Below are 19,620 nucleotides of genomic sequence, written 5' to 3' on the forward strand. Positions count from 1 at the left end.
GGGCCGCGTCGGCGGCTAGTGTTCCTGGGCCCGGTAGGCGCCGGGGGTCAGTCCGGTCCACTTCTTGAACGCGCGGTGAAACGCCGAGGGCTCGGAAAAACCCAGCTGCTCGGCGATCGCCTGGATCGACAGCTCGTCGCGGCCCAGCTGGTAGATCGCCAGGTCGCAGCGCAGCTGGTCCTTCAATTCCTGGAAGCTCGAGCCTTCCTCGCGCAGGTGGCGGCGCAGGGTTGGCGGGCTCAGGTGCAGTTGGCGGGCGATGCCGTCCAGGTCCGGCCAATGCCGGCAGTCGCGGCCGAGCAGGCGGCGGATCTGGCCGGTCAGGCTGTCGCCGCCGTCGGGGCGCGCCAGCAGGTCGGCCGGCGAGCGCTCGAGGAAGTGCTTGAGCGTGCGTTCGTCCTGCAGCAGCGGCATCGTCAGGTAGCGGGCGTGGAACAGCAGGCAGCTGGCGTCGGCGTCGAAGCGCCGGGGGCCGGGGAACAGCAAGGCATATTCGCCGGCGTGGGCCGGTGCGGCATAGGCGAAACGGCTCTGCTCCAGGCGGATGCGCTGGCCGATCAGCCAGCTGCCGAGGCGGTGCCAGATCACCAGCAGGCTCTCCAGCAGGAAATGGTCCGGGTCCCACAGGCTGGCGTCGTCCACGCTCAGGCGCGCCCAGTCGCCCTCGCGCTCGAGGCGGATGCGCGGCGCCTCGGGGAACAGCCCGTAGAACAGCGCGCCGCGGCTCAGGGCCTTGTCCAGGGTGCGGCAGTGGATGATCGCGTGGCACATCATGGCGAAGGTGCCGCGCCTGCTGCGCAGGCGCGCCAGGCCCAGGTACTCGTCGTCGAGTCGCTCCCAGAGCAGCTGCATCAAGCGGGCGAACTGCTCGGGAGCGATGCGCGCGCGCGGCTCGTCGAGCAGTGCCGGCTGGATGCCCGCCTGGCGCAGCAGCGCGGCGCCGTCCAGGCCCTGGCGCACGCCACCGCGCAGGGCGGCGCGGACGAAGTGGCTGGCGATGGTGCGTTCGCGCATGGGCAGGCTCCTGTTCAGGCCGCCGATGGTAGGCAGGCTGACCGCGGCAGGACAAGCCGGGCGAGCGAATGGGTCAATCGAGGCCGAGCGCCTGGGTCATTGAGCCGCCTGCCGGCGTTGCCTACTCTGCAGGGCTACTGGCCCGGGATATGGGCGCGTTCGCGCCGGCCCGGCCCCTGCACTGTCGCCACCGGCACCGCCCAGTCCGGCCGCTGATCCGAGGAGCTGAAATGAACGGCCCGCTGTCCTCCCTGAAAATTCTCGATTTCTCCACCCTGCTGCCGGGGCCGTTCGCCACCCTGTTGCTCGCCGACATGGGCGCCGAGGTGTTGCGCGTCGAGTCGCCCAGCCGCATGGACCTGGTGCGTGTGCTGCCGCCCCACGATGGCGGCGTCTCGGCCAGCCACGCCTATATCAATCGCAACAAGCGCAGCATTGCCCTGGACCTCAAGCGCGCCGAGGCGGTGGACATGGTCAAGCAGCTGGTGGGCGAGTACGACATCGTCCTCGAGCAGTTCCGCCCCGGGGTGATGGACAAGCTGGGGGTCGGCTATGCGGCGCTCAAGGCGATCAACCCGCGGCTGATCTACGTGTCGATCACCGGCTATGGCCAGACCGGGCCCTACAAGGACCGAGCCGGCCACGACATCAACTACCTGGCCCTGGCCGGCCTCGCCAGCTATAGCGGCCGGCGCGACAGCGGTCCGCTGCCCCTGGGCGTGCAACTGGCGGATATCGCCGGCGGCTCGTTGCACGGGGTGATGGGCCTGCTGGCGGCGGTGATCCAGCGCCAGGTCACGGGGCAGGGGCAGCAGGTCGACGTGAGCATGACCGACTGCGCCTTCAGCCTGCACGGCATGGCCGGGGCCGGCTACCTGGCCGCCGGCGTCGAGCCGCAGATGGAAAGCCAGGTGCTCAATGGCGGCAGCTTCTACGATTACTACCGCACCCGCGATGGGCGCTGGCTGTCGGTCGGCAGCCTGGAACCGCAGTTCATGCAGCGATTCTGCGCGGTCATCGGCCGCCCCGAACTGGCCGGGCGTGGGCTGTCGGCCGATCCCGCCGAGCAGCGAGCGCTCAAGCGCGAGATCGAAGCCGAGATCGCCAGGCGTGACTTCGCCGAATGGAACCGGCTGTTCGCTGCCGAGGATGCCTGCGTCGAGCCGATGCTGAACCTCTCCGAGGCCGTCGAGCATCCCCAGCTCAAGGCCCGTCAGCTGATCACCGAGGTGCCGCGCGACGATGCGCCGGCGCAGAAGCAGATCGCCTGCCCGATCAAGTTCTCCGGCGGACTGCCCGCACCGCGGCACATCGGCGCCGCGCTCGGCGCGCACACCGATCAGGTGCTGAGCGAACTGGGCTATGCGCCGGAACGGATCGCCGAACTCAGGGCCAGCAAGGTCATCGCCTGAGGTTTTTGCGAGCGAAGCCGCCACGGCGCGCGCACGCCGAACGGCTCCTCCAGCTGGCCGCCACGGGCCGAAAGTGGCCGCTGCGGCCCTGCACTATACTTTTGCAGGCGCTGCCCCCGGCAGTGCCGACGCGGGCTTGCGCCGTTGGGGGATAGGCCGAGATTGATTGCAGGCCGCTGTTGCTCAGTGCGGCCCGGGCCTTGCCCGGTGCCAACGCAGACAGGATGAAAAGACAATGGCAATTGCAATTATCTTGATTCTAATCGTCGTCGCGTCGGTGCTGTTCCACCTGCTCAGCCCCTGGCACCTGACCCCCGCGGTGTCCAACTGGGGGTCGATAGACACCACGCTGCTGATCACCCTGGTAATCACCGGAATCTTCTTTGTCGCCGTGACCCTGTTCATGGCGGTGGCGCTCATCCGCTTCCGTCATCGCGAGGGCCGGCGGGCGGCCTATGAACCGGAAAACAAGAAGCTCGAGTGGTGGCTGATCGGCGTCACCAGCGTCGGCATCGTCGGCATGCTGACCCCGGGGCTGGTGGTTTACGACGACTTCGTCAGGGTGCCCGAGGAGGCTCATGAGCTGGAGGTGGTCGCCCAGCAGTGGCAGTGGGCATTTCGTTTTCCCGGTGCCGACGGCCAGCTGGGCAAGTCGGACGTCAAGCATATCGACGCCGGCAACCCCCTCGGGATCGACCCCGGCGACCCGGCCGGGCAGGACGATGTACTGGTCAAGAGCAACGAAGTGCGCCTGCCTCTCGGCCGCCCGGTCAAGGTGCTGCTGCGTTCCAAGGACGTGCTGCACAATTTCTATATCCCGCAGATTCGCAGCAAGATGGACATGGTTCCGGGCATGGTCTCCTACTTCTGGTTCACCCCGACCCAGACCGGCAAGTACGAGGTGCTCTGCGCCGAATACTGTGGCGTTGGCCACTACAACATGCGCGGCTTCCTGCGCGTCGAGCCACCGGCGGCGTTCGAGCAATGGCTCGCCGCCCAGCCGACCTTCGCCCAGTCCCTGGCTACGGCGGCCAGGCCGGGCCGGGACGACCTGCTGGAGCAGGGCCGTATCCTCGCCCAGAGCCATGGTTGCCTGGCCTGCCACAGCCTGGATGGCAGCGCCAGCCTCGGGCCAGGCTGGCTGGGGCTGTATGGCAAGACCGAGACCCTGGCCGACGGCAGCAGCGTCGTCGTCGATGAGGCCTATTTGAAGGAGTCGATCATCGACCCCAAGGCCAGGATGGTGCAGGGCTATCCGCCGGTGATGGTCGCCTATGCGTTTGCCAAGGACGAACTGGACGCCCTGGTCGCGTTGATCAAGTCGCTGAGCGGTGTGCCGGCCGCCGAACCCACGGGGGACGATGGCGCGGCAGGGGGTACGGTCCGCCACGGGCGCCAGGTGGCCGAGTCCCTCGGCTGCCTGGCGTGCCACAGCCTCGACGGCAGCCCAAGCGTCGGGCCGGGCTGGCAGGGGCTGTATGGCAAGACCGAGACCCTGGCCGACGGCACCCAGGTGCGGGTCGATGAGGCCTACCTAAAAGAGTCTATCCTTAACCCCAACAGCCAGGTCGTCAGAGGCTACGCGCCGATGATGCCGGCCTATGCCCCGAGCGACGAGGAGTTGCAGGCGCTGATCGCCCTGATCGGCTCCCTGACGGACAGCGATGCTGATGCCGGCAAGGTGGAGTCGGGAGAGTAGCCCCGGGCGCTCCCCCCGAACTTCACAGGAGGGTGATTCGATGGCCTATGCGGAGCAAGCCGAGACAGCGCTGCTTCACGAGCCGAAAAGCTTCCTGACCCGCTACATCTGGAGCCAGGACCACAAGGTCATCGCCATTCAATATGCGCTGACGGCGATCTTCGTCGGCCTCATCGCCCTGGTGCTGTCCGGCCTGATGCGCATGCAGATCGGCTTCCCCGGCAGCCTCGAATTCATGGACGCCAGCGCCTATTACCAGGCCATGACCATGCACGGCATGATCATGGTCATCTATCTGCTCACCGCGCTGTTTCTCGGCGGTTTCGGCAACTACCTGATCCCGCTGATGGTCGGCGCCCGGGACATGGTATTCCCCTACGTCAACATGCTCAGCTACTGGTTCTACCTGCTCTCGGTGATCGTCCTGCTGGCCAGTTTCTTCGTCCCGGGCGGCCCCAGCGGCGCCGGCTGGACCCTCTATCCGCCCCAGGCCATCACCGCGGGTTCGCCGGGCACCGAGTGGGGTATCGTGCTGATGCTGGTGTCCCTGGCGATCTTCATCGTCGCCGCCACCATGGGTGGCCTCAACTACGTGACCACGGTGCTGCAGGCGCGCACCCACGGCATGACCCTGATGCGCATGCCGCTGTCGGTGTGGGGCATCTTCATGGCCTCGATCCTCGCCTTGCTGGCGTTCCCGGCCCTGTTCGTCAGCGCGGTGATGATGCTGTTCGACAAGTTGCTGGGCACCAGCTTCTTCATGCCGGCGATTGTCTCCCTGGGCCAGGCGCTGGATCACCAGGGCGGCAGCCCGATCCTGTTCCAGCACCTGTTCTGGTTCTTCGGCCACCCGGAGGTGTACATCGTCGCGCTGCCGGCCTTCGGCCTGGTTTCCGACCTGATCAGCACCCATGCGCGCAAGAACATCTTCGGCTACCGCATGATGGTCTGGGCCATCGTGGCGATCGGCGTGCTCAGTTTCGTGGTCTGGGCGCACCACATGTACGTCAGCGGCATGAACCCCTACTTCGGCTTCTTCTTCGCCACCACCACCCTGATCATCGCCGTGCCCACCGCGCTGAAGGTCTACAACTGGGTACTGACCCTGTGGCGTGGCGACATTCACCTGACCGTGCCCATGCTGTTCGCCCTGGCGTTCATCGTCACCTTCGTGGTCGGTGGCCTGACCGGCTTGTTCCTTGGCAACGTGATCGTCGACATCCCCCTGTCGGACACCTATTTCGTGGTCGCCCACTTCCACATGGTCATGGGGGTCGCGCCCATCCTGGTGGTGTTCGGCGCCATCTATCACTGGTACCCGAAAATCACCGGGCGCCTGCTCGAGGACCGCCTGGGCAAGCTGCATTTCTGGATCACCTTCCTCGGCACCTATGCCATCTACTTCCCCATGCACTACCTGGGCTTCCTGGGCATGCCGCGGCGCTACTACGCCTACGAGAACTACGAGTTCATTCCGCAATCGGCCCAGGACCTCAATGCCTTCATCACGGTGGCCGCGCTGACCGTCGGCGTGGCCCAGCTGTTGTTCCTGTTCAACCTGGCCTGGAGCCTGTTCAAGGGCAAGCCGGCCGGGGCCAACCCCTGGGGCGCCACCAGCCTGGAGTGGCTGACCCCGGACACGCCGCCGCGACACGGCAACTGGGGCGCCAGGCTGCCGGTGGTGCACCGCTGGGCCTATGACTACAGCATGCCGGGCGTCGAGCAGGACTTCGTGCCGCAGACGGTGTCGGATGAGGAACTCAAGCAGTGGTGCCAGCGTGACGGCGCCGACCGGCAGGAGGGCGCCAGGCCATGAGCGGGCTGCTGTTGCGCGACGCGACCGGAGGCGACCCGGGCGGCAGCTGGGGCCACGTGCCGCGCCAGTTGCCGGGCGTCGACGAGGCCCGGGCACGCACGGCCCGGGTCGGCCTGCGCCTGTTCCTGGCGGTGGTCAGCTCGCTGTTCCTGTTGTTCCTGATCGCCTTTATCGTCCGTTCGCAAGTGCCCGACTGGCAGCCCCTGACCGAGCCGCTGGCGCCCTTGGCCCAGCCCTGGCAGCTGTGGCTGAACTCGGCCTTTCTGCTCGCCGCCAGCATCGCCTTGCAATGGGCGCGGGTGGCGATCAGGCGCGGGCAACCGGCGGCGACGAGCCTGGGTTTCGGGCTGGGCGGGCTATTCGCCCTGGCCTTCCTGATTGGCCAACTGTGGGTCTGGCAGCAGTTCGCCGCCTGGGGCTATGGCGTGGCGGGCAACCCGGCCAACAGCTTCTTCTTCCTGCTGACCGGACTGCATGGCCTGCACCTGCTGGGCGGGCTGGTCGCCTGGGGGCGAACCCTGGGCAAAATGCTGCGCCGAGCGCCGGCCAGGCAGCTGCAGAGCAGTGTGGAGTTGTGCGCCATCTATTGGCACTACCTGCTGGGCCTCTGGCTGCTGCTGTTCGCCCTGCTGACCAGCACGCCGGCAACCTATCAAGCCATCGCTGCGTTCTGCGGTTTGAGGTGATGCCATGGCCATCCAGTCGCACCCGTCAGGTGAACCCCGTGGATCAACGCTGAAGCCCGCCGAGGGTTCGGCGCCGGGTTGGCCGGGTATCGTCGATGACTGGGCCTCGGACAAGGATGCGTTCAAGCAGGTGTCCTGGGGCAAGGCGATGATGTGGATCTTCCTGCTCAGCGATACCTTCGTGTTCACCTGCTTCCTCACCGGCTACATGTCGGTGCGCATCAGTGCCACCGAGCCCTGGCCGCACGCCAGCGAGGTGTTCGCCCTGACCATAGCCGGTGCCGAGATCCCGCTGATCCTGATCGCCATCATGACCTTCGTTCTGATCACCAGCAGCGGCACCATGGCCATGGCGGTGAACTTCGCCTACCGGCGCGACCGCGCCAAGACCGCCGCGCTGATGCTGGTCACCGCGGCCCTCGGGCTGACCTTCGTCGGTATGCAGGCCTTCGAGTGGAGCAAGCTGATCAGCGAGGGCGTCAGACCCTGGGGCAACCCCATGGGCGCCGCACAGTTCGGCGCAAGTTTCTTCATGATCACCGGTTTTCACGGTCTGCACGTGTCGATCGGGGTGATCTACCTCAGCATCGTGGCGCTGAAGGTGCTGCGCGGAGACTACGAGCGCTCCGGCAACTACCAGATCGTCGAGATCGCCGGGCTCTACTGGCACTTCGTCGACCTGGTGTGGGTGTTTATCTTTGCATTCTTCTATCTATGGTGACCTTCTAGAGGAGCCCGGGCGATGGCACATGCACAGGGCCAGCAACATCCGATCGGCCTGTATTTGAAGATATGGGGGCTGCTGTTCGTCCTCAGTACGCTGTCCTACCTGGTCGACTACTTCCATTTCGTCGGCTACCTGCGCTGGTCGCTGATCATCATCTTCATGCTGCTCAAGGCGGGACTGATCGTGGCGATCTTCATGCACATGGCCTGGGAGCGGCTGGCGATGGTCTACGCCATATTGGTGCCGCCGCTGTGCCTGCTGGTGCTGGTCGGGCTGATGGCCGCCGAGGCGGACTACATCTTTCTGAGTCGGGAATTGTTCTTCGGCCACTGACGCGCCTCCAAGGTGACCGCGTGGGTCACCCAGGGAAGGCTGGCGGCGGGCAGGCTAGATGGTGCGCTTGAACTGGTGCCACTTCTGCTGCCAGGCGACTATCCAGTGTGGCGAAGCGGCGCCGGTGCCGGCATCGACCAAGGACGGATGATGCTGGATGACGCGATCCAGAATCGACTCCTGCTCCGGCTCGACATCGACGAAGAACACGTGTTTGCCTTCCTTGAGCTTCTGCCGGAAGCCGCGGAAGTGGGCGTTCGGCACCTGGATGCCGAAGAAGCCGCCTTCCCAGGTGCAGAAGCCGAACAGCACGATGGCCAGGAAGATGAAGGGAACCCAGCCGGCCGCGGACTCGGTCCAGCCCAGCAGGTAGGCACCGCCGAGTACCACGGCGGCCAGCACCGCACCGATCGCCGCGCCGATTTCACCGGAGTGCACCACGTCCTGCTTCATGAAGGAGGGCACCTCGTGCAGCTGGTGATGCTCCACGTCGGCGTCCTTCTCGCTGAGTACATGGATCTGTTCGGTACTGATGCCGCTGGCTTCCAGCTCGTTTTCAACGGTTTCAAGATCGTCGAGATCGTCACTGATGTAATAGTGTCGATTCATGACACACCTCCCATCTAGTGTTTGCCCCAGATCCCCGCCATCTAGAAGCCGATAGGTGAAAAATCGCAGTGGGTGCTCGCCGCCGTGGAACCGGTTGCGCATCTGCTGCAGTCGACCAAAAGTATAGCACCGCAGACTCGGCGCCCCTGCCGCCCCCAGCCGCCGGGGCAGGCCCGGCCATCGTCGCCCCTGCTTGTGGCTCTCGGGCCGGAAATTGCGCGGTTGCGGCTGGTCGTGGTTGCCGGCTGCGCAGTTGGCTGGACCGGACCGATCTGCCACGGCGAGGCGGCCAGGGGCCGCTAAACTTGCCTGAGGTGCAAATCTTTGGAGGTCAGCCAATTCATGCCAGCCAAGTTCAGCGCCATGCGCGCCGATATCGCCACCCTGTCTGTGGACGCCATAGTCAATGCCGCGAACAGCGCCTTGGCTGGAGGAGGCGGCGTCGACGGTGCCATTCACCGTGCCGCCGGACCGGAGTTGTCGCAGGCCTGCCGGCAGCTGGGGGGCTGTCCGACCGGAGAAGCCAGGCTTACCCCGGGCTTCAATCTGCCGGCCAGGTACGTCATCCACACCGTCGGCCCGGTCTGGAACGGCGGCGAGCGGGGCGAACCGGAACTGCTGGCGGCCTGCTACCGCAACTCGCTGGCGCTGGCGGCCAGCCATGAGGTGCGCAGAATCGCCTTTCCCAGCATCGGTACGGGGGTCTACGGCTATCCGGTCGACCTGGCGGCGCGTACCGCCGTCGACACGGTGCGGGAGACGGTGCGGGAGCTCCCCTCGATCGAGGAAGTGATCTTCTGCTGCTTTTCGGCCGGCGACCTGCAGGTCTACCGGCGCCTGCTCGGCTAGCCTGTCGCTCGGCTTCAGGAGTCGGGCACGAGCCGCGGATTCACTCCAGGCGTCGCTCGCCGGTGAAGCTCAGGGTGGCCTTGCAGCGCCGGCAGTAGTAGCGACGCCCCTTGGCGACCAGGCTGTGGCGCTGCGAGGAAAACGGGAACTCGCCCTGGGGGCAGCTGCAGCGGTAGATGAAGCGACTGACCCGGCTGCGCTGCACTTCGTAGCTGTGGCAGCGATTCGGTGGCAGTTGGTAAACGCCGCGCATGATCAGCTGCCACTCCTCGCCATGGGCTCTGATAGTGGCGCCGAACAGCTGGTGGGCGATCAGGTGGGCCACTTCATGGGCCACGGTCTGGCGCAGGAAGTCCTCCTGATTCTCACGGTACAGCTGCGGATTGAAACGCAGCTTGTTCTCCGTCAGGTGGGCGACGCCGGCCTTCTGCCCGCGCAGCTTGAAACTCACCTCGGGGCGCCTGAAGGAACGCTTGAAGAAGTTTTCGGCCTGCAGGTAGCAGTCCTCGACGCGGGCATGGAGACGTTCGGGCATGGTGGTGGTTTCTCGACTGTGCCGGGCGATTATGCCCAAGCATGGCGCTTGCGGCAGCCCGGAAACGACGAAACCACCCGCAGGTGGTTTCGTCTTGTTGCCGTGATCAGCCCTTAGCTGGTGTACACCGGGCCCACGCCGAAGCCCCAGAGAATCACCGAGCAGGCGATCATCGCCACCAGCACCACCAGCCCCACCGCCAGTACCGAGCTGGAGAACATGAACCCCTCGTCCTTGGGGATGTTCATGAAGGTCGGTATGCCCACGTAGAGCAGGTAGACGGTGTAGCAGATGGCGACCGTACCCACGGTCATGGCCAGCCACAGGTGCGGGTAGAGTGCCGCCAGACCGCCGACGAACAGCGGAGTGGCGGTGTACGCGGCGAATACCACGCACTGCGTCAGGCTCGGACTGGCGTCGTAGGTCCGTGCCATCCAGTGGATGAAGGCGCCCATCACCGCGACGCCGGCGAGCATTGCCAGGTAAGACATGATGGTCATTTGCAACGCGCTGGCTTCGGTCAGCATCACCGGGGCTCGGTCGCCGATCGACCAGCCGACCTGGGTGGTGCCGATATACGCGGAGATCGCGGGGATCGCTGCGAGAACCAGGATGTGGGTGAGATACATGTGGCTGATGGTTTCTTCCTCGCCACGGATTTCTTGCCATTCTTGGTCAGGATGGGTGAAGAGCCCCCAAACATGGTGGATCATGCCAAACACCTCCTCTTGTTATAGCGATCGCCCCCCAGCGGAGCGCCCGGCGCGCGTGATCAGCGCCACCGGGTGCCAGGCCGAACCTATGCGACCGTATGTCGCAGTATAGGCAAGGGCTGGGGACCGCGAGAGGGGAGGGGTTAGAGCAAATTGATCTCTACGGATCAGTTGTAATAGCGCTCGAGAATTTCCATCGCCTTGTTGATCGACTGCAGTCGCTCTGTGTTGCCGCCGCGGTCGGGGTGGTGAATGCTCACCAGCTGGCGGTAGCGGTGCTTGATGGTGGCGAGGTTGAGCGGCTGCTGATGGTCGTGCAGCTCGAACAGCTCCAGCGCCGCCTGCTTCTCTTCGCCACCCTGCATGCGTGTCCAGAAGCTGGTCAGCAGCTTCTCCACGTCATCCGCGTCGGTATTGCGCAGGTTGTCCAGGTCCAGATAGTAGTCGCGCAGCGGGTCGTGCTCGGCGAGCCCGGCGCCGCCGGCGCGGTAGGGTTGCAGCTGGATGCACAGCGGGTTGATTTCCAGGTGGCCGCGGCGCTCGTCCCACAGGCGCTCACGCAGCTGGTAGAGGGCGTTGAACACCAGGAAATGGGTGCGAAACAGGATCAGGTTGTCGAGCAGCGGAAGGTTGGGGATGTGGGTCGAGTGGCCGCCTTTCAATTGCTGGATCAGCTCATATTCGCTGAGACCGGCAGGCGCGTCCTGCAGAAGTAGCAGGATCTGATCGACCAGTTCGAGGTCGGGATCGAGTTCATCATTCATGATTTCAGCCTAACACTTCGCCGCAAATGGGGTGGGGCGCACCGTGGTTTCTGCGTAAAATGTCGCGTTCTAGCACTTCTTTCCGGACTCCAGCGCACCATGGGCACCCTCTCGGTCAACCAGAACAAACTGCAAAAGCGCCTGCGTCGTCAGGCCGGCGAAGCCATTGCCGATTTCAACATGATAGAAGATGGCGACAAGGTCATGGTTTGCCTGTCCGGCGGCAAGGACAGCTACACCATGCTCGACGTGCTGCTGTACCTGCAGAAGGTCGCGCCGATCAAGTTCGAGATCGTCGCGGTGAACATGGACCAGAAGCAGCCAGGCTTCCCCGAGCACGTGCTGCCGGCCTACCTGGAGTCCATCGGCGTGCCCTACCACATCGTCGAGAAGGACACCTACTCGGTGGTCAAGGAAAAGATCCCGGAGGGCAAGACCACCTGCTCGCTGTGCTCGCGCCTGCGCCGCGGCACCCTGTACACCTTCGCCGACGAGATCGGCGCGACCAAGATGGCCCTGGGACATCATCGCGACGATATCCTCGAGACCTTCTTCCTCAACATGTTCTACGGCGGCACCCTCAAGGCCATGCCGCCGAAGCTGCGCGCCGACGACGGGCGCAACGTGGTGATCCGCCCGCTGGCCTACTGCAACGAGGCCGACATCGAGGCCTACGCCAAGCTCAAGGAGTTCCCGATCATCCCCTGCAACCTCTGCGGCTCCCAGGAGAACCTGCAGCGCAAGGTGGTCAAGGAGATGCTCCAGGAGTGGGAGCGCAAGACCCCGGGCCGCACCGAGATCATGTTCCGCGCCCTGCAGAACGTGGTGCCCTCGCAGCTGGCCGACCGCAACCTGTTCGACTTCGTCAACCTGAAGATCGACGACGCCGCCACGCCGCGCTTTCTCGACGTGATGAACCTCTGAGCCGGCAAGGACAGCCCATGCGCGACTATCAATGGCTCAACGAGTACTGCCTGAACCGCTTCGGCTCGGCCGCTGCCCTGGAGGCCATGCTGCCGCAGCCGGCCAGCGCCGAGGCGCTGCGTGGGCTGAGTGACGACCGCTACCTGTCACTGATCAGCCTGCGGATCTTTCGCGCCGGTCTCAAGCACAGCCTGGTGGACGCCAAGTGGGCGGCCTTCGAGGAGGTGTTCTTCGGCTTCGACCCGGAAAAGGTCGTGCTGATGGGCGGCGAGCGCCTGGAGAACCTGATGCAGGACGCGCGGCTGATTCGCCACCTGGGCAAGCTCAAGAGCGTGCCGCGCAACGCCCAGTTCGTCCTCGATGTGCGGCGGGAGAAGGGCAGCTTCGGCGCCTTGATCGCCGACTGGCCGGTGACCGACATCGTCGGCCTGTGGAAGTACCTGGCCAAGCACGGCAGCCAGTTGGGCGGGTTGTCGGCGCCGCGCTTCCTGCGCATGGTCGGCAAGGATACCTTCATCCCCACCAACGACATGGTCGCCGCCCTCAAGGCCCAGCAGATCATCGACAAGGCGCCGACCAGCCTCAAGGACCTGGCCGCGGTGCAGGCGGCGTTCAACCACTGGCACGCGCAGAGCGGCCGGCCGCTGAGCCAGCTGTCGGTGATGCTGGCGCACACGGTCAACCACTGAGGCCGGAGGCGGCGATGCAGCAGCAGATCGAGCGTGTCGCCCTGGCCATCGCCCGGGCCGAGCGCATCCTAGTCATCACCGGTGCCGGCCTTTCCGCCGACTCGGGGCTGCCGACCTATCGCGGCCTCGGTGGCCTGTACAACGGCCACACGGCCGAGGGCCTGCCGATCGAGGCGGCGTTGTCGGGGCCGATGCTGCGGCGCGATCCGGCGTTGTGCTGGAAATACCTGGCGGAACTGGCCAGGGCCTGCCTCGGCGCCCGGGCCAATGCCGGCCACTTGGCCATCGCCGAGCTGCAGCGGCTCAAGCCGCAGTGCTGGTTGCTGACCCAGAATATCGACGGCTACCACCGCGCAGCCGGCAGCCCGTCCGAGCGGCTGATCGAGATCCACGGCGAGCTGGCCCCGTTGTTCTGCCAGTCCTGCGGGGCGGAAGATGCCGGGCTTGCCGAGCATCTGGCGCGGCCGTTGCCGCCGCATTGCCGGCAGTGCGGCGGCATCCTGCGCCCGCCCGTGGTGCTGTTCGAGGAAATGCTGCCCGAGGCCGCCATCGACAGCCTCTACCGCGAAATGGGCAAGGGCTTCGACCTGGTGTTGAGCGTCGGCACCAGCGCCAGCTTCCCCTATATAGTCGAGCCGGTGCTGCGCACCCGCCAGGCCGGCGGCCTGACCGTGGAGATCAACCCGAGCCGCACCGACCTGAGCGATGAGGTCGATATCCACCTGCAAGGGCGCGCCTTAGATGTCCTGCCAGAACTACTGAGTCACATTTCTGCCCATGGAAATTGCAAATAGGGCAGGTTGAAGGCATAGTCGCGTCCTTCTCAGAATTCCCGACACGGCTGTGCCCATGCTCAAACGCTTCGCACCCCTCGTGCCTCTCGCACTCGTCCTGGCCCTCGCGGGCTGCGCCGCCCAGGCGCCGCAGACGCAGTCCAGCGTATTCGGTCCGCTCAGCAAGTCGTCGATGTTCGTCTCCCGCGCGCCCCATGCCGAGCCGACCGAGGAAGAACTCGCCGAGCTGACCGACGACCAGCCCTACGAAATGCCCCAGCTGGCCGACAGCATCCTGTCCCATGGCCTGTCGCTGGTCGGCACCCGTTATCGCTTCGGCGGCAGCTCGGTGAAGTCCGGCTTCGATTGCAGTGGCTTCATCGGCTACCTGTTCCGCGAAGAGGCCGGCCTGCAACTGCCGCGCTCCACCCGCGAGATGATCAATATCGACGCGCCGCTGGTCGAGCGCGATGAGCTGGAGCCGGGCGATCTGGTGTTCTTCAGCACCAACGGTCGCGGCCGCGTCAGCCACGCCGGCATCTACCTGGGCGACGACCAGTTTATCCATTCGGCCAGTCGCCGCAGCGGCGGCGTACGGGTCGACAGCCTGGACGACCGCTACTGGAAACGCAGCTTCATCGAGGCCAAGCGCGTGCTGGCCATGGCGCCCAGCGAGTCGCTCGAGCGCCATCCCTGAGTCTTGGGCGCCGCCGCAAAGGTTGCGCGCCTTGGCTCGAGCCGGCAGAGTAGGGCGCATCCAGGCTCAGGATCGCCTCGCTCATGTCCGCTACGCCCCGTGTCGCCTTGTTGCTTCTCGTCGCGCTGCTCAGCGCCTGCGCCGGCCGCCCGGCCGCCCCACCAACCTCGATTCAGCTTCCCGCCGGTAGCCCGCATGGCAGCTCCGAGGACGTGCTGTTCCGCGCCTTGGGCCTGGTCGGTACACCCTATCGCTACGGCGGCAACACCCCCGAGGGCGGCTTCGACTGCAGCGGCCTGATCGGCTATGTCTATCGCGACGCCGCCGGCATCCAGTTGCCCCGTTCGACCCGTGAGCTCAAGGCACTGCGCGCTCCGACCATCGGCAGCCGCAAGGCCCTGCAAAGTGGCGACCTGGTGTTCTTCGCCACCAGTGGCGGCAGTCAGGTCAGCCATGCCGGCATCTACGTCGGCAACGGGCGTTTCGTCCACGCACCCTCCAGTGGCGGCACCGTGCGCCTGGACAGCCTGAGCAACAGCTACTGGCAGCGCACCTATCTGGACGCCAAGCGCGTGTTCAGCGCCGAACTGGCGCGCAACCCCTGACTCTCAGGCAGGCCAGCCCATGACCAATCGCACCCTCAACCTCGACGACGCACTGTATCGCTACCTGCTCGACGTCTCCCTGCGCGAGACGTCGCTGCTCAAGCGCCTGCGCGAGGAGACCGCGCAGCTGGACAACGCGCGCTGGCAGATCGCCCCGGAGCAGGGCCAGTTCATGGCGCTGCTGGTCAAGCTCACGGGCGCCAGGCGGATCATCGAGATCGGCACCTTCACCGGCTACAGTGCCATCTGCATGGCCCAGGCCATGCCCGAGGACGGCCGGCTGATCTGTTGCGACATACCCGGCGACTACAACGCCATGGCCCGGCGCTACTGGGACGAGGCGGGCCTGGCCGGGCGCATCGAGCTGCGCCTGGCGCCGGCCCTGGAGACCCTGGCGGCGATGGCCGGCGAGGAGCAGGACGGGCAGTTCGACCTGATCTTCATCGACGCCGACAAGGCCAACTACCCGGCCTACTTCGAGCATGCCCTGCGCCTGCTGCGCCCCGGTGGCCTGGTGCTGTTCGACAACACCCTGTGGAGCGGTCGGGTGCTCGAGGCCGCGCCGGACAGCGCCGATACTCGCGCCATCCAGGCCCTCAACCAGGCCCTGCGCGACGATGCGCGCATCGACCTGTCGCTGCTGCCCCTGGGCGACGGCCTGACCCTGTGTCGCAAGCGCTGAGCCTGGGGTCGCCGCCGTCCCATGGCCGAACCGATTCGCCTGCCGCCCCAGCCCGAAGGCTGCGAGCTCTGCGCCCGCCAGGCGCCCTTGACCCGTCACCACCTGATCCCCAAATCCCTGCACGACAAGCCCTACGTGCAGAAGCGCTACGCCAGGAACGAGCGGATCTCCGCCACCCTGTGGGTCTGCCGCGCCTGCCATAACCAGATTCACCGGCTGTTCAGCGAGAAGGAACTGGCGCTGCACTACAACAGTCGCGAGGCCCTGCTGAGCGACGAACGCCTGCGCACCTTCGTCGCCTGGCTGGCCGCCAAGCCGGCGGGCTTCATGCCGCGTCACTGAGCCATTGGCGCCCCGTCGAGGGCGGGCTAGATTGAATACTGCACGGGCCGATAGCTCAGCTGGGAGAGCGCCGCGTTCGCAATGCGGAGGTCGGGAGTTCGATCCTCCTTCGGTCCACCATCTCGCCTGCTTGCAGCGATCACTCGCCAGGAAGTGAAACGCTCGAACAGGTTCCCGGGAGGCTGTCGCCGCCCGGCGAACCCTTCGCTTCAGCCCGCTTGCCTGTCCCTTTTGATTGACGCCCCCGCCTCAGGTCTCTACCCTGCGCGCCTTGCTTCAGGTGCCCCCGACGCTGTGCGTCCGAAGGGTGAAACAGGGAAGTCGGTGCGTTAGGCCTGTTCGGGCCAACCATTCCGACGCTGCCCCCGCAACGGTAGACGAGTCAAACCAGCGCTGTTCAACCACTGTGCCTCGGCATGGGAAGGTGCGCTGGCGGGTGATCCGCAAGTCGGATCGCCGCTCGTGAGCCCGGAGACCGGCCTGTAGCAGTCCACGGCATCGCGGAGGGCGTTGTCGGGCGGGTGGACTGCGCCTGATTGCCGTTCGCCCGTCCCTTGCGCTCCCCATGCCTTTCCCAGCCTAAGTCGCCCGGGTGGGTGCGACGGAGCATAGATCGAGCATGAGCAAGTCCCTTCTGACGCCGGCAGCGCTGCTGGCGTGCAGCATCAGCAGCATTTCCTTGGCGCAAGCCGCCCAACCGACGCGATTGAGCGATCAACTGGTGACCGCCAGCCGCACGGCGCAGACCGCCGAGCAGAGCCTGGCGGCGGTGACCGTATTCGACCGCGCGCAGATCGAGCAGAGCCAGGCGACCTCGGTGCCCGAGCTGCTCAAGCGCGTACCGGGCGTGTCCTTCGCCAACAACGGCGGGCCGGGCAAGAACACCTCGCTGTTCATGCGCGGCAGCGAATCCGACCATGTGCTGGTGCTGATCGACGGCATCAAGGTCGGTTCGGTAACGGCCGGCGGCGCGGCCCTGCAGGACCTGCCGCTGGAGCTGATCGAGCGCATCGAGGTGGTGCGCGGGCCGCGTTCCAGCCTGTACGGCTCCGAAGCCATAGGCGGGGTGATCCAGATCTTCACCCGCAAGGGCGGCAGCGGCGCTGCCAAGCCATTTTTCTCCGCGGGCTACGGCACCCACGACAGCTACAGCGGCAGCGCCGGGGTTGCCGGCGGCGCCGGCGCCGGCTGGTACAGCCTGGGCGTCAGCGGCATCGATACCGACGGCATCAACGTCAAGCCGATCGGCGCCAGCGGCTACGAAGACGATGCCGACGGCTACCGTAACCTGTCCGCCACGCTCAGCGCCGGCTATCGCTTCGACAATGGCCTGGAGCTGGACGCCAACCTGCTGCGGGCCGAGTCGCACAACGACTACGACCAGGTCAATCGCAAGCGCACCTCGGGCTTTCACGCCCATGCCGATGGCGAGTCGAACGTCTTCGGCACCCGCGCGCGCTTCGCCCCGCTGGAGCCCTGGCAGGTGACCCTGCAGGTCGGGCGCAGCGAAGACAAGTCCGACGCCTTTCTCGACGGCCGTTTCAGTTCGCGTTTCGACAGCCGCCGCGACAGCGCCAGCTGGCAGAACGACCTGGCCCTGGCGAGCGGCCATACCCTGACCCTGGGCGCCGACCATCAGCACGACGAGGTCAACGGCAGCACCGCCTACGCCGAGGACTCGCGGGACAACAAGGGCGCCTTCGCCCAGTACCTGGGCGAGGTCGGCCGGCACGACTGGCAGCTGTCGCTGCGCCGCGACGACAACCAGCAGTTCGGCCGCCACGACACCGGCAACCTCGGTTACGGCTACGCCCTGAGCGACGCGCTGCGGGCGACTGTCAGCTATGGCACGGCGTTCAAGGCGCCGACCTTCAACGAGCTTTACTACCCCGGCTATGGCAACCCGCAGCTGCAGGCGGAAACCTCCCGGAGCCTGGAGGTCGGCCTGGCCGGCGGGCATGGCTGGGGCCATTGGTCGCTCAACGCCTTCCGCACGGTGATCGACGACCTGATCGCCTACGACTCGAGCATCAGGGCGCCGGCCAACGTCGACCAGGCGCGCATCCGCGGCGTCGAGCTGGTGCTCGGCAGCCGGTTGCTGGGCTGGGAGTGGAACGCCAACTACACCCTGCTGGAGCCGGAGAACCGCTCGGGCGGGGCCAATGACGGCAACGAACTGGCGCGCCGCGCCAAGCAGCTGTTCAACCTGGACCTGGATCGTCGCCTCGGCGCCTTCAGCCTCGGCGCCAGCCTGCACGCCGAAGGCCAGCGCTTCGACGACCTGGCCAACAACAAGCCGCTGTCCGGCTTCGCCACCCTCGACCTGCGCGGCGAATACCGCATCGCCCCCGAATGGCGCCTGCAGGCCCGCGTCGCCAACCTGCTGGATGCCGACTACGAGACCGCCGAGGGCTTCAACCAGCCCGGCCAGGCGGTCTACCTGACGGTGCGTTATCAGGCGCTTTGAGCGATGCCCCGTGCGCATGGCGCACCCTACGTGTTTAACCTGGAGATGACTGGATGAACCCGACCCCCCGCGTGCAACTGCTGATAGGCCTCGCCCTGGTGGCGCTGCTGGCCATGACCCGTGGCCAGCACTTCGCCACGCTCAACCTGCCCAGCGCCTCCTGGGCGGTGTTCTTTCTCGCCGGCGTGCTGCTGACCCCGCGCTGGGTGTTCCCGGCGCTGTTCATCGAGGCTTCCCTGCTCGACTTCGCCGCGATCCAGTGGGCCGGGGTGAGCGACTGGTGCATGTCGCCGGCCTACTGGCTGCTCGTGCCGGCCTACGGCTCGCTGTGGCTGGCCGGTCGCCTGTATGCCGGTTGGCACCGCGACAGCCTGGGGAGCCTGGTGCTGCTGGCGGCGACTGTGACGCTCGGCGCCCTGGCCGCCTACCTGTGTTCCGGCGGCGGTTTCCTCTATTTCTCCGGGCGCTACCCGGAGCCGAGCCTGGCCCTGCTGGCCGAGCGCATCGCCCAGTACTACCCGCGCTACCTGGCCAGCCTGGCGCTCTATGTCGGTGTGGCGGCGCTGCTGTATGTCGGCATCCGCGCGGCCCGCGACCTGCGCCTGCCAAGCGAGGTGAAGTGATGAGCGAATCGATCGAGCGGGACGCGCGGCACAAGGCGCGCATGGCGCGCAAGAAGGCGCTGATCGACGAGAAGATCGCCCAGGCCCAGGACGAATACGGCTTGCTGCTGGTGCACAGCGGCAACGGCAAGGGCAAGAGCAGCTCGGCCTTCGGCATGGTCGCCCGGGCCCTGGGGCACGGCATCAGGGTCGGCGTGGTGCAGTTCATCAAGGGCGCCGCCAGCACCGGCGAGGAGAGCTTCTTCCGCCGCTTCCCCGAGGAAGTCAGCTACCACGTGATGGGCGAGGGCTTCACTTGGGAGACCCAGGACCGCCAGCGCGACATCGAGAAGGCCCGGCAGGCCTGGGCGGTCGCCCGGCAACTGCTGAACGACCCGGCCATCGGCCTGGTGGTGCTGGATGAGCTGAATATCGCCCTGAAGTACGGCTACCTGGAGCTGGAGCCAGTGCTCGCCGATATCGAGGCGCGGCCGCTGCTGCAGCATGTGGTGGTGACCGGCCGGGGCGCCTTGCCGGGGATGATCGAGGCGGCGGACACGGTCACCGAGATGAGCCTGGTCAAGCACGCTTTCAAGGCTGGCGTGAAGGCGCAGAAAGGCGTGGAATTCTGATGCGCGCGCTCAAGGCATGCAAAGACCGCAGTTGCGTAGGGTGGATGACG

The 19,620-nt window shown here is 66.2% G+C and carries 22 protein-coding genes, 1 tRNA gene and 1 riboswitch; of the genes, 18 read left to right on the forward strand and 5 right to left on the reverse strand.

The genetic code is table 11. The features are described 5' to 3' along the window. Positions 1-15: 15 nt before the first annotated feature. A complete protein-coding gene (locus tag LPB260_RS12280; protein WP_208708999.1) occupies positions 16-1,014 on the reverse strand; it encodes an AraC family transcriptional regulator in 999 nt (332 codons plus the stop codon). Positions 1,015-1,244: 230 nt separating this feature from the next. Here LPB260_RS12280 and LPB260_RS12285 point away from each other — a divergent pair, with 230 nt between their 5' ends. From LPB260_RS12285 to LPB260_RS12310, 6 genes are all read left to right on the forward strand, one after another. Next, positions 1,245-2,426: a CaiB/BaiF CoA-transferase family protein gene (locus tag LPB260_RS12285; RefSeq protein WP_208709000.1), complete on the forward strand. Its 1,182-nt coding sequence runs from the start codon at positions 1,245-1,247 to the stop codon at positions 2,424-2,426. 235 nt (positions 2,427-2,661) lie between these two features. Beyond that, positions 2,662-4,125: a c-type cytochrome gene (locus LPB260_RS12290; RefSeq protein ID WP_208709001.1), complete on the forward strand. Its 1,464-nt coding sequence runs from the start codon at positions 2,662-2,664 to the stop codon at positions 4,123-4,125. A gap of 40 nt (positions 4,126-4,165) precedes the next feature. Continuing rightward, positions 4,166-5,941 (forward strand): cytochrome c oxidase subunit I, encoded by a 1,776-nt coding sequence (ctaD, locus tag LPB260_RS12295; protein ID WP_208709002.1) that lies wholly within the window; start codon positions 4,166-4,168, stop codon positions 5,939-5,941. Beyond that, positions 5,938-6,627 (forward strand): cytochrome c oxidase subunit 3, encoded by a 690-nt coding sequence (locus tag LPB260_RS12300; RefSeq protein WP_208709003.1) that lies wholly within the window; start codon positions 5,938-5,940, stop codon positions 6,625-6,627. Before ctaD ends, LPB260_RS12300 begins: the two co-directional genes overlap by 4 nt. A gap of 4 nt (positions 6,628-6,631) precedes the next feature. Beyond that, complete coding sequence (locus LPB260_RS12305; RefSeq protein ID WP_208709004.1) at positions 6,632-7,348, forward strand: heme-copper oxidase subunit III family protein; 717 nt, start codon at positions 6,632-6,634, stop codon at positions 7,346-7,348. Positions 7,349-7,369: 21 nt separating this feature from the next. After that, a complete protein-coding gene (locus LPB260_RS12310; RefSeq protein WP_208709006.1) occupies positions 7,370-7,687 on the forward strand; it encodes a cytochrome C oxidase subunit IV family protein in 318 nt (105 codons plus the stop codon). Between the two features lie 54 nt (positions 7,688-7,741). Here the strand turns inward: LPB260_RS12310 and LPB260_RS12315 are convergent, their stop codons facing one another. Further along, positions 7,742-8,296 carry a magnesium transporter gene (locus tag LPB260_RS12315; protein ID WP_208709008.1) on the reverse strand — a complete coding sequence of 185 codons (555 nt, stop codon included), beginning with the start codon at positions 8,294-8,296 and terminating at the stop codon, positions 7,742-7,744. A gap of 342 nt (positions 8,297-8,638) precedes the next feature. Between LPB260_RS12315 and LPB260_RS12320 the strand changes: the two genes are divergently transcribed. Then, positions 8,639-9,145 carry an O-acetyl-ADP-ribose deacetylase gene (locus LPB260_RS12320; protein WP_208709010.1) on the forward strand — a complete coding sequence of 169 codons (507 nt, stop codon included), beginning with the start codon at positions 8,639-8,641 and terminating at the stop codon, positions 9,143-9,145. Between the two features lie 40 nt (positions 9,146-9,185). Here the strand turns inward: LPB260_RS12320 and LPB260_RS12325 are convergent, their stop codons facing one another. The 3 genes from LPB260_RS12325 to LPB260_RS12335 form a co-directional block, all read right to left on the reverse strand. Then, positions 9,186-9,719 carry a SprT family zinc-dependent metalloprotease gene (locus LPB260_RS12325; protein WP_256625614.1) on the reverse strand — a complete coding sequence of 178 codons (534 nt, stop codon included), beginning with the start codon at positions 9,717-9,719 and terminating at the stop codon, positions 9,186-9,188. Positions 9,720-9,793: 74 nt separating this feature from the next. After that, the gene (locus LPB260_RS12330; protein WP_208709014.1) at positions 9,794-10,393 is read right to left on the reverse strand and encodes a Yip1 family protein; all 600 of its coding nucleotides are present in this window, start codon (positions 10,391-10,393) and stop codon (positions 9,794-9,796) included. A gap of 167 nt (positions 10,394-10,560) precedes the next feature. Continuing rightward, positions 10,561-11,157, reverse strand: coding sequence for a DNA-J related domain-containing protein (locus LPB260_RS12335; RefSeq protein WP_208709016.1), 597 nt, complete (start codon positions 11,155-11,157; stop codon positions 10,561-10,563). 99 nt (positions 11,158-11,256) lie between these two features. Between LPB260_RS12335 and ttcA the strand changes: the two genes are divergently transcribed. The 11 genes from ttcA to cobO all read left to right on the forward strand — a co-directional run bounded on the left by ttcA (position 11,257) and on the right by cobO (position 19,570). Beyond that, complete coding sequence (gene ttcA, locus LPB260_RS12340; protein WP_208709019.1) at positions 11,257-12,081, forward strand: tRNA 2-thiocytidine(32) synthetase TtcA; 825 nt, start codon at positions 11,257-11,259, stop codon at positions 12,079-12,081. A 17-nt stretch (positions 12,082-12,098) separates the two neighbouring features. After that, entirely contained in the window at positions 12,099-12,770 is a 672-nt protein-coding gene (locus LPB260_RS12345; RefSeq protein ID WP_208709021.1) for a DNA-3-methyladenine glycosylase I, read from the forward strand. Positions 12,771-12,784: 14 nt separating this feature from the next. After that, positions 12,785-13,564, forward strand: coding sequence for an NAD-dependent deacylase (locus tag LPB260_RS12350; RefSeq protein WP_208709023.1), 780 nt, complete (start codon positions 12,785-12,787; stop codon positions 13,562-13,564). A gap of 55 nt (positions 13,565-13,619) precedes the next feature. After that, positions 13,620-14,240: a C40 family peptidase gene (locus LPB260_RS12355; protein WP_208709025.1), complete on the forward strand. Its 621-nt coding sequence runs from the start codon at positions 13,620-13,622 to the stop codon at positions 14,238-14,240. 83 nt (positions 14,241-14,323) lie between these two features. Then, complete coding sequence (locus LPB260_RS12360) at positions 14,324-14,845, forward strand: C40 family peptidase (protein ID WP_208709027.1); 522 nt, start codon at positions 14,324-14,326, stop codon at positions 14,843-14,845. 19 nt (positions 14,846-14,864) lie between these two features. Beyond that, positions 14,865-15,527 (forward strand): O-methyltransferase, encoded by a 663-nt coding sequence (locus LPB260_RS12365; protein ID WP_208709029.1) that lies wholly within the window; start codon positions 14,865-14,867, stop codon positions 15,525-15,527. Positions 15,528-15,548: 21 nt separating this feature from the next. Further along, positions 15,549-15,869 (forward strand): hypothetical protein, encoded by a 321-nt coding sequence (locus LPB260_RS12370; protein WP_208709031.1) that lies wholly within the window; start codon positions 15,549-15,551, stop codon positions 15,867-15,869. A 44-nt stretch (positions 15,870-15,913) separates the two neighbouring features. Then, positions 15,914-15,989, forward strand: a tRNA-Ala gene (locus LPB260_RS12375). Between the two features lie 141 nt (positions 15,990-16,130). Continuing rightward, positions 16,131-16,368, forward strand: a riboswitch (cobalamin riboswitch). 120 nt (positions 16,369-16,488) lie between these two features. Next, positions 16,489-18,336 carry a TonB-dependent vitamin B12 receptor gene (btuB, locus tag LPB260_RS12380; RefSeq protein ID WP_208709033.1) on the forward strand — a complete coding sequence of 616 codons (1,848 nt, stop codon included), beginning with the start codon at positions 16,489-16,491 and terminating at the stop codon, positions 18,334-18,336. Between the two features lie 53 nt (positions 18,337-18,389). Then, complete coding sequence (locus LPB260_RS12385) at positions 18,390-18,959, forward strand: hypothetical protein (protein WP_208709035.1); 570 nt, start codon at positions 18,390-18,392, stop codon at positions 18,957-18,959. Further along, positions 18,959-19,570: a cob(I)yrinic acid a,c-diamide adenosyltransferase gene (gene cobO / locus LPB260_RS12390; protein ID WP_208709037.1), complete on the forward strand. Its 612-nt coding sequence runs from the start codon at positions 18,959-18,961 to the stop codon at positions 19,568-19,570. Before LPB260_RS12385 ends, cobO begins: the two co-directional genes overlap by 1 nt. Positions 19,571-19,620 lie beyond the last annotated feature (50 nt).

This window comes from Pseudomonas sp. LPB0260 (genome assembly GCF_013388395.1).

Excerpts from the sequence above, each read along its gene's own strand:
- ttcA (WP_208709019.1), top strand. The coding sequence starts at position 11,257 with ATGGGCACCCTCTCGGTCAACCAGAACAAACTGCAAAAGCGCCTGCGT.
- LPB260_RS12330 (WP_208709014.1), bottom strand. The coding sequence starts at position 10,393 with ATGATCCACCATGTTTGGGGGCTCTTCACCCATCCTGACCAAGAATGG.
- LPB260_RS12345 (WP_208709021.1), top strand. The coding sequence starts at position 12,099 with ATGCGCGACTATCAATGGCTCAACGAGTACTGCCTGAACCGCTTCGGC.
- LPB260_RS12365 (WP_208709029.1), top strand. The coding sequence starts at position 14,865 with ATGACCAATCGCACCCTCAACCTCGACGACGCACTGTATCGCTACCTG.
- ctaD (WP_208709002.1), top strand. The coding sequence starts at position 4,166 with ATGGCCTATGCGGAGCAAGCCGAGACAGCGCTGCTTCACGAGCCGAAA.
- btuB (WP_208709033.1), top strand. The coding sequence starts at position 16,489 with ATGAGCAAGTCCCTTCTGACGCCGGCAGCGCTGCTGGCGTGCAGCATC.
- LPB260_RS12385 (WP_208709035.1), top strand. The coding sequence starts at position 18,390 with ATGAACCCGACCCCCCGCGTGCAACTGCTGATAGGCCTCGCCCTGGTG.
- LPB260_RS12285 (WP_208709000.1), top strand. The coding sequence starts at position 1,245 with ATGAACGGCCCGCTGTCCTCCCTGAAAATTCTCGATTTCTCCACCCTG.
- LPB260_RS12280 (WP_208708999.1), bottom strand. The coding sequence starts at position 1,014 with ATGCGCGAACGCACCATCGCCAGCCACTTCGTCCGCGCCGCCCTGCGC.
- cobO (WP_208709037.1), top strand. The coding sequence starts at position 18,959 with ATGAGCGAATCGATCGAGCGGGACGCGCGGCACAAGGCGCGCATGGCG.
- LPB260_RS12350 (WP_208709023.1), top strand. The coding sequence starts at position 12,785 with ATGCAGCAGCAGATCGAGCGTGTCGCCCTGGCCATCGCCCGGGCCGAG.
- LPB260_RS12320 (WP_208709010.1), top strand. The coding sequence starts at position 8,639 with ATGCCAGCCAAGTTCAGCGCCATGCGCGCCGATATCGCCACCCTGTCT.
- LPB260_RS12300 (WP_208709003.1), top strand. The coding sequence starts at position 5,938 with ATGAGCGGGCTGCTGTTGCGCGACGCGACCGGAGGCGACCCGGGCGGC.
- LPB260_RS12305 (WP_208709004.1), top strand. The coding sequence starts at position 6,632 with ATGGCCATCCAGTCGCACCCGTCAGGTGAACCCCGTGGATCAACGCTG.
- LPB260_RS12360 (WP_208709027.1), top strand. The coding sequence starts at position 14,324 with ATGTCCGCTACGCCCCGTGTCGCCTTGTTGCTTCTCGTCGCGCTGCTC.
- LPB260_RS12290 (WP_208709001.1), top strand. The coding sequence starts at position 2,662 with ATGGCAATTGCAATTATCTTGATTCTAATCGTCGTCGCGTCGGTGCTG.
- LPB260_RS12355 (WP_208709025.1), top strand. The coding sequence starts at position 13,620 with ATGCTCAAACGCTTCGCACCCCTCGTGCCTCTCGCACTCGTCCTGGCC.
- LPB260_RS12315 (WP_208709008.1), bottom strand. The coding sequence starts at position 8,296 with ATGAATCGACACTATTACATCAGTGACGATCTCGACGATCTTGAAACC.
- LPB260_RS12310 (WP_208709006.1), top strand. The coding sequence starts at position 7,370 with ATGGCACATGCACAGGGCCAGCAACATCCGATCGGCCTGTATTTGAAG.
- LPB260_RS12335 (WP_208709016.1), bottom strand. The coding sequence starts at position 11,157 with ATGAATGATGAACTCGATCCCGACCTCGAACTGGTCGATCAGATCCTG.
- LPB260_RS12370 (WP_208709031.1), top strand. The coding sequence starts at position 15,549 with ATGGCCGAACCGATTCGCCTGCCGCCCCAGCCCGAAGGCTGCGAGCTC.